The following is a 15,765-nucleotide window of genomic DNA, read 5'->3' as shown; positions in this document are numbered from 1 at the left end:
AATCATTGTCCCATGGAAGCATTGGAGTTTCTACTTTCTTGTCTCTCACCATCAGGTCGATCACTGCTTCCGCAGCACTCTTACCCTCGAACAGAACTTTATTTACTTCTGTAATGATCGGCATCTCTACATCATATTTCTCTGCCAGTCCTTTGGCAGCTTTCGCAGAATAAACGCCCTCAACTACCATCTTAACTTCATCCATCGCCTGCTGCATGGTGTATCCCTGCCCCATCAGGTATCCCGCTTTACGGTTACGGCTGTGGACGCTGGCACAGGTAACGATCAGATCGCCGATTCCGGATAATCCGTAAAATGTTTCCATACGCGCCCCCATCTTTACACCAAGGCGGGAAATCTCTGCAATTCCACGGGTAATCAGCGCAGCCTTTGTATTGTCTCCATATCCAAGTCCGTCCGCAGTTCCTGCTGCAAGCGCGATCACATTCTTTAACGCAGCCCCAAGTTCAACTCCAAGCATATCCGGTGTTGTATACACTCTGAATACAGGACTCATAAAAATCCCCTGCAGATACTCCGCAGTCTCTCTCTTATGAGAACTCACTACACATGTTGTCGGCAGTCTTTTTCCAACCTCTTCTGCATGGCTCGGACCCGAAAGTACAGATACATCTGCCTGTGGAAGTTCCTGTTCAATGATCTCGCTCAACGTAAGAAGTGTCTTCTCTTCCACACCCTTGGCAACATTTACGATCTTCTGCCCTTCTTTTACAAAAGGTGCCAGACGTTTACAGGTACTTCTGGTATAAGGCGACGGAACAGCCAGTACAGCAACATCCGCATCCCGCAGGCTTCTCTCGGCATCCGTTGTGATATCGATCGGCTCAGGAATCTTTACACCCGGTAGTTTGCTTACATGCTCACGTTTCTCTCTTAATGTAGTAATTTCTTCTCCAAGTGCAGACCAGAGAATAACCTCATGTCCGTTGTTATAAAGAAGAATAGACAGGGCTGTTCCCCAGCTCCCTGCACCAAGTACACTGATCTTTGCCATATAAACACCTCTTTTTATTTATTTTTCTTGCTCAGATAAATCTTGCTCTCTGTTCCGTCAAGCAGTCGGCGGATATTCTTTTTATGTCTGTAAAATGCCAGCACTGTCAGGGCTCCCATAATAACATAGAGTTCTATGGTATGTGTATGGTCCATATGATAAGATCCCATTTGTCCAAACACGATCATACTGACAAATGCAGCAAAATATGCGCTGACTGAACACAGTGAAACATAATGTGTCAGGAAAAATAAGCCAAAGAACACAATTGCACAGATCACAAAAATACGCCAGTCAAACGCAATCACAAGCCCTACTGATGCCGCCACGCCTTTTCCGCCTTTAAAGTTCAGATAAAACGGGAAATTATGCCCCAGAATACATCCTGCTGCCGCATAAAGGCTTAATAACGGCAGGATATCACCGTAAGAATCAGCAAATACTGCCCTGACGATCAGAATCGCAACAATACACTTAAGACAGTCGCACAGAAGATTTAATGCTCCTGCTTTTTTTCCAAGTGTACGCAGCACATTCGTAGAACCAAGATTCCCGCTTCCCTGTTTTCGGATATCAATATGATAAATCTTTCCTAAAATATACGCGGTCTGAAAAAGTCCGCAAACATACCCTATTGCTATACAAGCCAAGCGTTCCATGATTATTCCTTCTCACCTCGTTCACGAATAATGAATTTCAGTGATGTTCCTGCAAATCCGAACGCATCTCTGATCTTATTCTCCAGATATCTTGTGTAGGAGAAATGCATCAGTTCTTTATCATTTACGAAAATTACAAATGTCGGCGGTTTTACAGCCACCTGAGTCATATAATAGATTTTCAGTCGTTTACCTTTGTCAGATGGCGGCTGCTGCATAGCCACTGCCTCAGAAAGGATTTCATTCAGGACACCTGTCTGGATACGAAGTGTCTGGTTCTCGATAACCGCATCGATCGTCTCAAACATTCTGGAAATTCTGAGTCCTGTTTTTGCAGAAATGAATACCAGCTCTGCATACGGCATATATGCCAGAACCTCACGGATCCTGTTTGTATGTTTATAGATGGTCTTGTCATTCTTCTCGATGGCATCCCATTTATTTACTGCAATGATAACGCCTTTTCCTCTCTCATGGGCAATACCTGCAATTTTGGCATCCTGCTCTGTAACGCCCTCAGATGCATCTATCATTACAATCACTACATCTGCACGTTCTACAGCAGTTACCGTACGGATTACACTATATCTCTCGATTTCCTCTTTTACTTTACCCTTACGGCGAAGTCCCGCTGTATCGATAAAGATATAATCTTTTCCCTGCCACTTCACTCTGGTATCTACCGCATCTCTTGTAGTTCCTGCAATATCAGAAACGATTACACGGTCCTCTCCCAGAAGTTTATTTACCAGGGAAGATTTTCCCACGTTTGGTTTGCCGACAATAGCAATTCTCGGGATTTCATCATCTTCCTCTGTATCTGCATCCTCAGGAAAATGCTTGATCACTTCATCCAGCATATCTCCCAGTCCCATACGGTTTGCCGCAGAGATCGGCATCGGTTCACCGATGCCAAGATTATAAAACTCATAAACATCCATCATAAATTTCTGAATGCTGTCTACTTTATTTACAACAAGGACAACCGGCTTACCGCTGCGGCGGAGCATATCTGCAACCTTTGCATCGGAGTCAACCAGTCCCTGATGAACATCTGTGATAAAGATGATAACATCTGCTGTATCAATGGCGATCTGTGCCTGCTCTCTCATCTGGGAAAGGATAATATCGCTGCTGTCCGGCTCAATACCGCCGGTATCGACCATGGTAAATGTCTTATCCAGCCATGTCACATCTGCATAAATTCTGTCTCTTGTAACGCCAGGTGTATCTTTTACAATAGAAATCTTCTCACCTGCCAGTGCATTAAACAAAGTGGATTTACCTACATTAGGCCTGCCCACTATTGCTACTACCGGTTTGCTCATATATCTGTCTCCTTCTTATCTTTTTATGGTCCGGTGCTTCGATCAGACAGTTCACCAGATCTGCACCCGGTTCGTCTACTACTACGATCTCTGTCTTAAGTGCCTGTCTGACATCCTCCACCGTCAGGTCATCCAGAAAAACATCCTCGCCGCTTCTGAGCATATTGCAGGGGATCAGAACTTTCTCTCCCAGTTCTCTCTGCGCAAGCTGATCCATAAGATCAGCAGCTGTGATCAGACCGGAAACTGTGATCTTCTCTCCAAAGAAATTATTCTTCACTGCATATACTTCAGCCTGGACATTCGGAAATTTCTCCTGTACCAGTTTTATCATTTTACCTATATAAGGCGCTGCCAGCCGCCCTGTCGCAACAGTCGCGTTTACTACTCTGTCATCGCCTTCAAGCTGTTCAAGTCTCTCTTTTACCTCTGTTTCAAGCAGACGCATCATACCAACGCCGTTCTCCAGCTGAAGGTATCCGTCATATCTGCCCTCTTCCGGAAGTTCATATCCCGCAAGAATATACCATTCATCCGAAGCATGCACAAAATGAATGCCATACTTCTTCACCATAATCTTCTGCCAACGTTCCACCTGACTGATCAGATATCTGGCATCCTCTTTATCAAAAGACTCCAGCGGATACAGACCGTCACGGTACTTCGAAAGTCCTACCGGAACAATAGAAACGCTCTGCAGTACAGGTGCATATTCGGAAAGCTTCTCCAGACTGTATTCCAGTTCATCTCTGTCATTGATCCCCTTGCATAGAACAATCTGTCCGTTCATAGTCACGTCACCCTTATAGAGTTTGTCAACTTTTGCAAGAGCATCTCCGGCAAAACGATTATGAAGCATTTTACAGCGAAGCTTCGGATTCATTGTCTGAAATGATACATTAATAGGTGAAAGATGAAACTTGATAATACGATCCAGATCATAATCACTCATATTGGTCAGGGTAACGTAATTTCCCTGTAGAAATGACAATCTGGAATCATCATCTTTAAAATATAAAGTTTCTCTCATACCGGGCGGCATCTGGTCAATAAAGCAGAAAATACAGTGATTGGAACAGGAGCGATATTCATCCATCAGACTGTTCTCAAACTCCACACCAAGGTCATCTTCATATTCTTTCTCTACTTCCAGTTCCCATTCCTCGCCATTCTTCTTACGGATGAGGAGTGTAACAAATTCGTCATTCATCAGATAACGATAATCAAACACATCCTCGACCGGCTGGCCGTTAATGGAAAGCAGCGCATCTCCCGGTTCCAGTTCCAGTTCCTCCCCGATACCGCCGGGAAGCACTTTGGATATAATATGTAAATTTTTTTTCATGTATTTAATAACTCCATCAAAATATAACCGGAAATTGTGGGATTATCTTCTCCGGTACATTTCTTTGATTCATAGATAACAGGTTTCGGGCATACTATCCCCTGTCCAAATCCCACTATCTTTTATATCATAACAATTTTATCAGAAAAAATCAATAAATTCCTTGACGTGATTTAGGGCAAATGTTATAAATTATATAGAAATCTATTTTTTGAGTATAAAATCACTTAGGAGGAGTATTATGCCAAACATAGAATTGTTGGAAAAGTCCATGCCGGTTGCGCCGATCCGTATCGCAGCTCTTGGATGCAGAGAACTTGCGGAGGAAGTTGATAAGAAACTGGTGAAATTCCGTAAAGAACTGGTTGAGCGTAAGCAGCTCAGTGTTATCCCGCAGGGTTACAGCGAGGAATCTTTTATTGTAGAATGTGACTGCCCTCGTTTCGGAACCGGAGAAGGTAAAGGTTATATCAAAGAATCCGTTCGTGGTACTGACCTTTATATCATGGTTGATGTAACCAATTACAGTGAAACTTATACTGTATGCGGACATGAGAACCATATGTCTCCTGACAATCATTTCCAGGATCTTAAAAGAATCATCTCTGCCGCAACAGGTAAGGCACATCGTATCAATGTTATTATGCCATTTCTTTATGAAGGCCGTCAGCACAGACGTACAAAGAGAGAATCCCTTGACTGTGCGCTGGCATTAAAAGAATTAAGCGATATGGGAGTTTCCAACATCATTACCTTTGATGCCCATGACCCGCGTGTTCAGAATTCTATCCCGCTGAACGGTTTTGATAACTTTTTCCCAACTTATCAGTTCTTAAAAGCTCTGATCAAGAGTGTCCCGGATCTTCGTGTTGACAATGATCATCTGATGATCATCAGCCCTGATGAAGGTGCGATGTCCAGAGCTGTTTATTTCTCCAATATCCTTGGAGTAGATATGGGAATGTTCTATAAACGTCGTGACTACTCTACGATCGTAAACGGCAAGAACCCAATCGTTGCCCATGAATTCCTCGGTGATTCTGTAGAGGGCAAAGATGTGGTAGTTATCGATGACATGATTTCCTCCGGTGGAAGTATGCTGGATGTTGCCAAACAGTTAAAAGAACGCCATGCAAAACGAGTATTCGTATGCACCACTTATGGTCTGTTTACAGATGGTCTGGCTAAATTTGATGAATACTATGAGAAAGGCTGGATGGACAGAGTAATTACAACTAACCTGAATTACCGTGTTCCGGAACTTCTTACAAGACCATATTATGTAGAAGCCAATATGAGCAAATATCTTGCAAGTATTATCGACATCATTAACCATGACGTTTCTGTTGAGAAAGTTCGTTCCAGCAACGAGAAGATCATGAGCCTGATGGAGAAAGTTAATTCCAGATAGTTTTATCTCATTATAATCGCAAACAAAAAGAAGAAGTATCTCATACATTGAGAGCTTCTTCTTTTTTGCCTATTTGTCGTTCTATTTTTTTATACCAAGAAAGGCACCCAGATTGCCGCGTTTTCCATGTGATGCCCTGTGAGAGAAGAGAAATTCCGGATTGCAGCAGGTGCAGATATTCGGCATGGAAATGTTCTCTTTCGGAATTCCCGCTTCCATAAAAATAATACGGTTTGCTTCCCAGAGGTTCAGCTGATATTTTCCATTCTCTTTTGCATAGAACAGATTTTCCCAGTGTTTCTGATCAAAAACATTTTTAAATTCTTCGATCACATCCAGACTTACTTCGTAGCAATCCTGGCAAATGGATGGTCCAATTGCCACTTTCATGTCTGACGGATCACTTCCATACTCTTCTGCCATTTTCTTTATTGTTACCGCGCCAATCTTCTGAACAGTGCCTCTCCACCCAGAGTGAGATAAACCAACAGCACGATGTACCGGATCTGCAAAATAAAGTGGTACACAGTCCGCATAAAAGGTTGCCAGCACCAGTCCCGGCACTTCCGTGATCATTCCATCTATGTCTGTATAATCCCGCAGACATGTAATTCCTTTTCCGCGGTCCTCTTCTGTTACCTTTCGTACATTACATGTATGAGTCTGGTCAGAGGTAACAATATCCTCCGCCTGAACTCCCATAGCAGCCGCGATCCTGTTATAGTTTTCTCTTACACAGGATTCCTCATCCCCTCTTGTAAAGCTCAGATTCATGGAGCTGTAAATCCCCTGACTTACACCGCCAAGGCGGGTGCTGAATCCATGAACGATCCAGTTCATATCATCAAATACAGGATATGTCAGAAAGGTAACCCCTTTATTATTCCGTACATTCATTTTCGGAAGCTGTTCACTGCTCCATTTTAATTCCATAGTCCTTTTCCTTTTCAATTCTGTCAAAATCATAAAACATCATTTTTATGCTTATATTTACTGTTATTCATGCCGTTACCATATGTATTCAAACGCATTTTTTATCCAGTGTACTTCATCATCGTCAATTCCTACCACATCAAAACGGCACGGAACATCCATACAGCGGTATTCCACCGTCAGAAAATATCTGGCTACTTTACATATCTTCCTCTGTTTCGCCGGATTTACCGCGTCTAAAGCGTAGCCGGAGCTATTATCATTTCGATATTTCACCTCAACAAAAACGAGATACCGTCCATCCCGGGCGATCAAATCGATCTCGCCAGACCTGCAGCGATAATTATATCTCAGGATAAACAATCCCTGTTTTTTCAGATAATCAGCAGCTTTTCTTTCGTACCAGGTTCCCATAGTTCTGGTATTGTTATACAAATTCTCCCATCCGTTTCTTTTTTATATGTAGGTATCTTTTGTATTGCATGTAAAAAAGTCATTGTCAAGCGGATAAAATCATCCACTTTGCTACGCGACTCTACACCAACTAACTGCTTCGCAGTTTATTCGGTTAAACTATCTGTGATAATGAAATTAGATTTATCAGATAAAATGTGTGATAAATGTCTTTCTATGGATAGGGGTCGCACCGTACTTTTTCAATGCTTCAATATGTGCTGCAGCGCCGTATCCCTTATTGGATGCAAATCCATATTCCGGAAATACCTTATCGTATTCTTCCATCAGTCTGTCTCTCGTCACTTTTGCAACTATACTGGCTGCAGCGATAGAAACACTCTTGGCATCCCCTTTTATGATCGGGACCTGCGGGATTGTGATCTGCGGAATTGTAACTGTATCATTGAGCAGAACCTGCGGAACCACTTCCAGTTTGCCAACTGCATCACGCATCGCCTCATAAGTAGCCTGAAGGATATTGATCTCATCAATACGTTCCGGGCTGCGCATGCCGATGCCCACAGAAACCGCCTCTTTCATGATCACATCATACAATTCTTCTCTCTTTGCAGCACTGAGTTTCTTGGAATCATTGAGGTAAAGAATCTGACAGTCCTTTGGCAGGATCACTGCGCATGCAACTACAGGGCCTGCAAGTGGCCCTCTTCCCACTTCATCAATTCCACACAAATATCCCAGATGTTCATATTTACGCTCATATTCCTTCATCTTCTCAATGCGCAGCTTTTCTTTCTCCAGTGCTGCTTCTTTCTTATGGCACTGCTCGATCAGCTTCTGCACACCACTTCTGGTGTCGTCTTTGTACATTTCATATAAAGCCGGGTAGCTGCGCATTTCTGCTGCAGCAAACTCGGCTTTGATCTCAGCTATTGTTTTCATACAGGTGCCCACTCCAATGTGATCCGTCCTGTTTTTCCGGAACGGAAATCGTCAAACAGTATCAGGGAAGCCTTGGCATAATCCAGTTCTTCCTGTTTTTTCAGGCAGCCTCGTGCTCTGGCAATCTGCTCCAGAACTTCTACAGCAGTTCCTTCTTCTGTGATCTGGTATCTGTCTGCCAGAATACCCTTATAATTCTCTCGCAGATAATCAATTAGCCAAAGTGCCAGTTCCTCCATATTCAGGATATCATCTTTAATAGAACCAACACATGCCAGACGCATCCCTACCTGCTGATCTTCAAATTTCGGCCACAGGATACCAGGAGTATCCAGCAGTTCCACGCCCTTATTCAGGCGTATCCACTGTTTTCCTTTTGTAACGCCCGGTTTATTTCCCGTTTTGGCACATGCACGTCCTGCAAAAGTATTGATAAATGTAGATTTACCTACATTTGGAATTCCCACTACCATAGCACGGATCGGACGATTTTTGATACCGCGGCGTCTGTCACGTTCAATCTTCTCTTTACATGCTTCCTGAATAACATTATTGATTGCCTTCATTCCGGAACCATTTCTGGAATCCACCTTTACAACATAAAATCCCTTTGACTGGAAATAATTTTTCCATGCTTCATTCTGACGTTCGTCAGCCAGATCCGACTTATTCAGAAGGATCAGTCTGGATTTATTTTTTCCCAGTTCATCTATATCCGGGTTTCTGCTTGAAAGAGGGACACGCGCGTCTACAAGTTCAATGATCAGATCGATCAGCTTGATGTCTTCCTGCATCTGTCTCTTTGCCTTGGTCATATGACCAGGGTACCACTGTACGTTCATATTTACCTAACCTTTCAAAAATCCAAATTTATCTTTTGGAGAAATGATAAACCATACCTTTCCCACAATATACTTCTTATTAATATTTCCGATATCACCGTACCGGCTGTCTTCACTGTTGTTTCTGTTATCGCCAAGTATAAAATATTCACCACTCTCAAGGGAAATTCCGCTTGAAGCTACTCCTGCATTACTGATCTCAGGGAAATCATGGTTCTCATCATATACTTCTCCATTAATCAGTATATTTCCATTAGATATCTGTACTGTCTCACCGGGCAGCCCGATCACACGGCCGATGTGCAGAGCTGCATCATCACTTCCGCTGGTCTTGTATACGATGATATCATCTCGTTTTGGAGATGATACTTTATATAATGCCCGATTCACAAAAAAACGCTCTCCTACCTGCAAAGTAGGCTCCATAGAATTCTCCTGCATAGTCACTGACTGAAACAGAGAAATTCCTACCAGAATTCCAAAGACAAGAGCTACCAGGATCTGAAAAATCCAGTTCAGTGTTCTGCGGACCTTACGGTCCTCCAGTTTTTCCTCTACCTTTATTCTGGTTTCCTGTATTGCCGGGTTCTCTTTCCATTTCTTGATATTCATTCAAATCTCCTACAGATGGAAAAAGAGGGACAATACACAAGTTATTGTCCCTTCTTCTACAATTCATGAAATTATTTAACAAGCTCTTTAACCTTAGCTGCTTTACCTACACGGTCTCTTAAGTAGTTCAGTTTCGCACGACGTACTTTACCACGACGGATAACTTCTACTTTAACTACATGTGGGGAATGAAGCGGCCATGTTTTCTCAACGCCTACTCCGTTAGAATTCTTTCTTACAGTAAAGGTAGCTCTGTTGCTTCCACCCTGTTTCTTGAGAACTGTTCCTTCGAAAACCTGAACACGTTCACGGTTTCCTTCTTTGATCAGTGCGTGTACTCTTACAGTATCACCTGTGTTGAATTCCGGTACTTCAGCTTTTAACTGAGCTGCTTCGATGTTTTTGATAATTTCGTTCATTTTATTCTCTCCTATTCTTATATGGATGTTCTTAATACATATTTCGTAACAGAGGACCATCTTTTTTCACAACAGTTGTGATTATACTATATTGCCCCATATATTGCAATACTTTTTTTGCAGATTTATTACAATTATCATAAATCCTGTGTTACTGTTCACTCCGTGCCCAGTAACACGCTTCGCGATGCACAGAATTTATGCTAATCGCATAAATTCGCGCGGTATGTCTCGGGTTTTCTGTGACCTTCGCTCACAAAAAATACCTCGCGGGATATTACCTGTGAACAGTAACAATCCTGTTACTGTTCACTTCGTACCCAGTAACACGCTTTGCAAGATACTACCAATGAACAGTAACTAACCCCTTGCATAATAACAATAAGCAAACCATACTTATTTTAGTAGCAGATTACTTCACAGCCAGTCTCTGTAACCAGAACAGTTACTTCCCACTGTGCAGACGGCAGACCATCTTCTGTGCGGACTGTCCACTCGTCGATCTCATCTGTGTAGATTTCATCGCTTCCCATATTTACCATCGGCTCAATCGTGAACATCATTCCCGGAACCATCAGGACGCCTGTATTCTCTTCGGAAACAAAGCTTACCCATGGATCTTCGTGAAATTCAAGTCCAACGCCGTGTCCGCCGATTTCTCTGACTACAGAATATCCGTTCTCTACAGCATGTTTATGAACTGCACTTCCCATATTTCCGATCGGTGTCCATGGTTTTACCTGTTCGATTCCCAGTTCTACGCATTCTTTGGTAACCTTGACCAGTTTCTCTTTCTCAGGGCTTACCTTACCGATACAGAACATTCTGGAAGAATCAGAGTAATATCCGTTATAAATTGTGGATACATCTACGTTAACGATGTCACCTTCTTTCAGGATCTGTTCTTCGTCCGGGATTCCGTGGCATACAACTTCATTTACAGAAGTGCACACACTCTTCGGAAAACCTTCATAATTGAGCGGAGCAGGAATTCCACCATGTCTCACGGTTTCCTCATGTACCCATCTGTCAATCTCTTCTGTTGAAACACCAGGTCCGATATGCTCTGCCACATAATCAAGAACTGCAATATTGATCTTACAGCTCTCTTTGATCTTCTCTACCTGCTCAGGAGTCTTGATCAGACTGCGATCTACGACTGCATATCCTTTCTGTTTCATCATCTCCATTTTTTCGTCAAATGCCTCATGGCATTTCTTATATTTCTTACCGCTTCCACACCAGCATGGATCATTTCTTCCAATTTTCAAAGACATGATATATTCCTCTTTCTTTTTCTTATGTCGGGTACGCGGATCGTTCTCATTTCAGCCGCAATATATAAAATAATATATGCAGAAAAACAATTTCTCTTAACGAGCCATGTACTGTTTTATCATACCACATTTTTCATTAAAAATGTGAATTGTTATTGGTAAAATTATTCGTTATTAACTTCTTTACTGATTTTCGTTTTACAGCCAGTCAGTTTCTTATCTGATTTCCAAGAGAAAAATCCAGCAGTTAATTGCTGCTGGATTTTTTAGAATCTGAAGTGGAAGTTGTATCTGCACTTGCATCTGAAGTTGTATCCGTACCTGAATCTGCATTCATAATCTGGTCAAGTTCGCTGATCATCTCATCATCTTTCAGGCGAAATTTGACTTCTACTCGTCTGGATGCATCCTTGTCCTCATTTCCATTGGAATCAAGTATCGGATTTGCAGATCCGTGACCATTTACTGTCAGATAATTCTGCAGGTCTGAAATCTCATCAGAGCTCAGGAAGTTCTCACGGATTTCCGTCAGATACTGTGCAACTGCCAGAGAACGTCTCTGTGAAAGTTCCAGATTATAATCATAATCTCCATCTGTATCTGTATAGCCGTCGATAATGATCTCTGCCAGATATTTCTTATAATCATCCTGCAGTAATACTTTGCAGTAAATCGGCAGGATATTGGCAAGCTCTGCTTTACCTTCATCTGTAAGATCTGACTGATCATAATCAAACATTACGTTTGCATTTAAAGTAAGTGCACCTGTCTGTGCATCAATATCAACACTGACATCATTCTTTGCAAATTCCTTTTGAAGCGCTTCAATAACATCCGCTTTCACACCGATGATATTATCAATCTTCTTCTGTTGTGTGGCAAGAAGAGAAGTTTTCTCATCAAGATCTGACTGCTGCTGATCCAGTGTTGCCTGCTGTTCTTTCAGCTGTGCTGCCAGTTCTGCCAGAAGTTTCTTCTGTTTATCCAGCTGTTCATCCTGGGAACTTAACTGGCTGTCTTTCTCATCCAGTTCGGTCTGCTGCGCCAGGATCTCTGCCGTATACTGCTCCTGGAGAGCAATCTTATCGTCTCGTTCTTTGATGCTTTCATTATAACTTTTCTGTGCCTGAAAAAGTGTCACACACATGATCAGGATGAAAAGGAGCAGCACGCCGGCCATCATATCAGAATACGATCGCCAGACATTGAATCCGCTGTCATCTGATTTCTTTCTTCTGCGCATAATTCTCTCCTTTTCTTATTTAAATAAACTGAATTTACCTTTCTGGTTTTTGGAAATGTTCTTCATGTTCTTACTCATTTCTTCAAGAAGCGCTTCCTGTCGTTCGCCCTGTTCTTCAAGAAGTCTGCGCACCTCTTCCATGGATTCTTTCTGCGATGCATTCTGACTTGTTTTTCCGGCAGAAAGGTAAATGTTATTGTTATCCTTCTGAACAGCGATATCCGCAAAAAGCTTACGCACTTCGTCCATTGTCTGATATGTCATCTTCTGATAAGATACAAAATCTTTCAGCTTGTCATCCAGTTCCTCAACCAATTTCTGATTAGCTCTGAGCACATCTTCTCCTGCCTGATTTGCAGCAGAAACTTTCTCCATACCCTGAGTGGCAGTCTCCACATATTTCTGCATGGTCTGGTTGCAGGCAACCCAGAATTTGGCGGATGTTTTCTCTGATTCGCGCAGATAATCTGCAACCCTCTGGTAATCCTGCTGCTGCATTTTCTGGATCTCCTGATTGTCCTGTGTAATTCTTGTTGCAGTAGTCATATAACGCCCCTGGATCCTGCCAAGTTCATCTACGATTTCTTTCATAGATTCGCTCTGCCTTGCATAGGATTCATTTAACTGATCGCTCATTGACTGATAAAGACGTGTTGTATAATCTGCAGTCTCTTTCTGTGCTTTCTTCAGTTGTACAAGTGCCTCATTAAAATCCTTGAACTGCATCTTAAAAGATCCATTCATTTCTCTTAAGAAAGAACGTAGGATCTCCTGCACCATATCCTCCTGACATCTTGTCACAGATTCTGTCAGGATCTCCAGAGTTTCATTCATCTTCTGGAAAGTAGGATTGATCGCTTTCTCGAAACTGTCTGCCATCTGAGAAGTCAGCTGCTCTGCCATCTGTTTCATAGCTTTTGTCTGAACTTTCTGGCTTGCAAGCATCAGATTTCTTGATTCACTCTCTGCAGTCGGAAGTACATAAAGGTGAAATTTCTCCAGAAATCCCTGCAGTTTCTCGTCCATTCCTGCATAAACGCTCTTCATTCCCGAACTGTAGATCAGCGCAAATGCAATTCCGTAGATAGAAGTAAGGAATGCAACCTTGATACCCTCTACCAGAGTAGACACAGATGTAGTCATTGTCTCATAACTGGATGGCTCAAAACTCTTCAGACCCCATACCAGACCGATAAAAGTTCCAAGAATACCCAGACTGGTAAAAATATCCGGTGCCATCTCCAGAATCTTCTTATGTACATGAAGATCGATCTCGTCTTCATTTATATACTCTTCAATGCCGCCAACACCTTCCTGGTTCTTACCCATGGAATCAATGAAGTTATCCATTCTGTCATCCAGATATTTGTGATCAAAGATTCCCTTCAGGCAGGAGAGATCTTCCGTCTTTGCCTTGCCGGGCATTTTGAATACACTGGTAAGCTCCTGTGTACCACGCATAAATGCCTGTGCGATGCCATCCACCCGGAACATTCCTCCGAAGAGTCCTACCAGATAGATCACTGCCATAATGGCAAGAAATACAAAGTTATAAGTCATCGTGCTGACTGAACCTTTTCCCGTAATCAGAGTCATAGCGATACAACCGCCAAGAACTGCCAGAAAAAGTACAGTATTCATAATTCTTTTGCCCATAATGCACCTCCTGTGGTTATTTGCAAATATATTGCATAAAATTACAGACAATTTCCTTTTTCGTTTATCATATCACAATGGCATATCAGCTACAAGTGAAAATACTGTGTCCAAAAGTAAAAATAGCAGAGAACATAGTCATATAAACCAGCTCTCTGCCACATACGATTAATATTCACTTATTATATCTCAGAATAAACCTTATCTTCTTCCAGAAGCCATGCTTTGCCGTCTTTTACCTCAACCAGGTTGATGCTGCAGTTGGGCGGCACGCATCCATGCCAGAAATGTTCATGGTCCTGATAGATATTCTGGAGTAATGCACGGACTGCACATCCATGGGAAGAAACAAGAACTGTTTTGTCCGTCAGTTCAGGATCTGTCGTCTTCTCCCGCCAGAAATCTCCGGTACGTTTCAGGATATCAGAGATATCCTCTCCGTTCTCCGGGCGTTTGAATTTCAGCGGATCTGTAAAAAAGATCTCCATTTCATGACTGACAATTTTCCCCTGTGCATCTTTAAACTGTGTTCCTTCAAGAACTCCAAAATCAATCTCCTGAATTCTTTTATCTTCGATCACCGGAATATCTCTGTCTCCAAGCACACACCTGGCAGTCTGCTTTGCTCTTGTCAGCGGACTGGTAAAACAGATGTCGAAATGTACATCTTTTAACGCCTCACCCGTTTTCTCCGCAAGTTCGATTCCCTCAGGAGCAAGGGGAATGTCCATTGCCCCCTGCACCTTCTTCAGTTTATTCCACTGGGTTACCCCATGCCTTAATACATAAAGTAACATTAACTTCTCAGCTCGATTCCAAGGTCAGTCAGACCGTTTAATATCTTCTTCATTGCTGCTGTGATCTCACTCTCTTCGAGGGTCTTGTCATGATGACGGAATACCAGAGAATAAGCCATGGATTTGTAGCCTTCCTTGATCTGGTTTCCTTCATAGATATCAAATAACTGATAGCTCTCCAGGATCTTTCCGCCTCTCTGTGTAAGGACATGCTCAATCTGTCCTGCAAGAACAGTTTTCGGAACAACCATACTTAAGTCACGGGTTACTGCCGGATATTTGGCAATTCCTGTATATTTATGATTGAAGCTTGCAAATTCAAGAACTGTAAGGATATCGATCACTGCAACATATGCTTTGTCACCGATCCCATAAGCATCAGCTACCAGAGGATGAACCTCTCCAAGATATCCTACCACTTTACCGTCGTAGATCATGTTTGCCTGTCTTCCCGGATGAAGGTAAGTTTTACCGCTGTTCGGGTCATAATCTACTTTATCTCTCATGCCGACTTTCTCAAAGAACTCTTCGCAAACACCCTTCATGTCAAAGAAATCACCGTTTCCGTACATACCAAGTGTAAAGTGCATACGCTCGTCAGGAAGCTCTGTCAGAGGCAGGGAATGTGGACGATATACGTTGCCAAGTTCATAAAGACGGACATCTTTATTTCTTCTGTTATAGTTTGTGGCCAGAGAACTGAGCATACCGTTTAATGTAGTAGTTCTCATTACGCTGTAATCTTCTCCCAGAGGGTTGCTGATCACGATTCCCTGACGAAGCTCACTGTCAGCCGGAAGTCTTAATTTGTCAAATACTTTCGGGCTTTCGAAAGAATAACTCATTCCTTCGGAGAAGCCACAATATTCAGC

The 15,765-nt window shown here is 42.5% G+C and carries 15 protein-coding genes and 1 pseudogene; 1 reads left to right on the top strand and 15 read right to left on the bottom strand.

The window, feature by feature from the left end; genetic code table 11:
• The 4 genes from ACTNES_RS14385 to ACTNES_RS14370 form a co-directional block, all read right to left on the bottom strand.
• Nucleotides 1-1,015, bottom strand: a 1,015-nt coding sequence (locus ACTNES_RS14385) for an NAD(P)H-dependent glycerol-3-phosphate dehydrogenase (protein WP_291809628.1), incomplete at its 3' end; no start/stop codon positions are given.
• A gap of 14 nt (nucleotides 1,016-1,029) precedes the next feature.
• Complete coding sequence (gene plsY, locus ACTNES_RS14380; RefSeq protein ID WP_291809625.1) at nucleotides 1,030-1,674, bottom strand: glycerol-3-phosphate 1-O-acyltransferase PlsY; 645 nt, start codon at nucleotides 1,672-1,674, stop codon at nucleotides 1,030-1,032.
• 2 nt (nucleotides 1,675-1,676) lie between these two features.
• Entirely contained in the window at nucleotides 1,677-3,002 is a 1,326-nt protein-coding gene (gene der, locus ACTNES_RS14375) for a ribosome biogenesis GTPase Der (RefSeq protein ID WP_291809622.1), read from the bottom strand.
• Entirely contained in the window at nucleotides 2,965-4,347 is a 1,383-nt protein-coding gene (locus ACTNES_RS14370; RefSeq protein WP_291809619.1) for a DUF512 domain-containing protein, read from the bottom strand. Before ACTNES_RS14370 ends, der begins: the two co-directional genes overlap by 38 nt.
• A 241-nt stretch (nucleotides 4,348-4,588) precedes the next feature.
• Between ACTNES_RS14370 and ACTNES_RS14365 the strand changes: the two genes are divergently transcribed.
• Entirely contained in the window at nucleotides 4,589-5,758 is a 1,170-nt protein-coding gene (locus ACTNES_RS14365; protein ID WP_291809616.1) for a ribose-phosphate pyrophosphokinase, read from the top strand.
• 81 nt (nucleotides 5,759-5,839) lie between these two features.
• On the opposite strand, the gene pgeF is transcribed toward ACTNES_RS14365, so the two are convergent.
• From pgeF to ACTNES_RS14310, 11 genes and pseudogenes are all read right to left on the bottom strand, one after another.
• Nucleotides 5,840-6,691: a peptidoglycan editing factor PgeF gene (pgeF, locus tag ACTNES_RS14360; RefSeq protein WP_291816996.1), complete on the bottom strand. Its 852-nt coding sequence runs from the start codon at nucleotides 6,689-6,691 to the stop codon at nucleotides 5,840-5,842.
• Between the two features lie 75 nt (nucleotides 6,692-6,766).
• Nucleotides 6,767-7,126: a YraN family protein gene (locus tag ACTNES_RS14355; RefSeq protein ID WP_291809609.1), complete on the bottom strand. Its 360-nt coding sequence runs from the start codon at nucleotides 7,124-7,126 to the stop codon at nucleotides 6,767-6,769.
• 165 nt (nucleotides 7,127-7,291) lie between these two features.
• On the bottom strand, nucleotides 7,292-8,047 hold the full coding sequence (locus tag ACTNES_RS14350) for a ribonuclease HII (RefSeq protein WP_441039801.1): 756 nt from the start codon (nucleotides 8,045-8,047) through the stop codon (nucleotides 7,292-7,294).
• Nucleotides 8,044-8,889, bottom strand: a complete 846-nt coding sequence (gene ylqF / locus ACTNES_RS14345) for a ribosome biogenesis GTPase YlqF (protein WP_291809604.1) — start codon at nucleotides 8,887-8,889, stop codon at nucleotides 8,044-8,046. Before ylqF ends, ACTNES_RS14350 begins: the two co-directional genes overlap by 4 nt.
• Before the next feature lie 6 nt (nucleotides 8,890-8,895).
• Complete coding sequence (gene lepB / locus ACTNES_RS14340) at nucleotides 8,896-9,501, bottom strand: signal peptidase I (RefSeq protein WP_291809601.1); 606 nt, start codon at nucleotides 9,499-9,501, stop codon at nucleotides 8,896-8,898.
• Nucleotides 9,502-9,572: 71 nt separating this feature from the next.
• A complete protein-coding gene (gene rplS / locus ACTNES_RS14335) occupies nucleotides 9,573-9,920 on the bottom strand; it encodes a 50S ribosomal protein L19 (RefSeq protein WP_291809599.1) in 348 nt (115 codons plus the stop codon).
• 401 nt (nucleotides 9,921-10,321) lie between these two features.
• The gene (locus tag ACTNES_RS14330) at nucleotides 10,322-11,197 is read right to left on the bottom strand and encodes a methionyl aminopeptidase (RefSeq protein ID WP_291807086.1); all 876 of its coding nucleotides are present in this window, start codon (nucleotides 11,195-11,197) and stop codon (nucleotides 10,322-10,324) included.
• A gap of 247 nt (nucleotides 11,198-11,444) precedes the next feature.
• Nucleotides 11,445-12,440, bottom strand: a complete 996-nt coding sequence (locus tag ACTNES_RS14325) for an OmpA family protein (RefSeq protein WP_441039798.1) — start codon at nucleotides 12,438-12,440, stop codon at nucleotides 11,445-11,447.
• A 15-nt stretch (nucleotides 12,441-12,455) separates the two neighbouring features.
• Nucleotides 12,456-14,096: a MotA/TolQ/ExbB proton channel family protein gene (locus tag ACTNES_RS14320; protein ID WP_441039796.1), complete on the bottom strand. Its 1,641-nt coding sequence runs from the start codon at nucleotides 14,094-14,096 to the stop codon at nucleotides 12,456-12,458.
• A 182-nt stretch (nucleotides 14,097-14,278) separates the two neighbouring features.
• Nucleotides 14,279-14,893 carry a histidine phosphatase family protein gene (locus tag ACTNES_RS14315; protein ID WP_291817983.1) on the bottom strand — a complete coding sequence of 205 codons (615 nt, stop codon included), beginning with the start codon at nucleotides 14,891-14,893 and terminating at the stop codon, nucleotides 14,279-14,281.
• Nucleotides 14,893-15,765 (bottom strand): annotated as a pseudogene (locus ACTNES_RS14310) (phenylalanine--tRNA ligase subunit beta); the annotation flags it as partial. The gene ACTNES_RS14315 and the pseudogene ACTNES_RS14310, both read right to left, overlap by 1 nt.

The organism is Blautia sp. HCP3S3_D9 (genome assembly GCF_052063845.1).
Taxonomy (GTDB): Bacteria; Bacillota; Clostridia; order Lachnospirales; family Lachnospiraceae; genus Blautia_A.
This window is presented reverse-complemented; position numbering and strand designations above follow the sequence as displayed.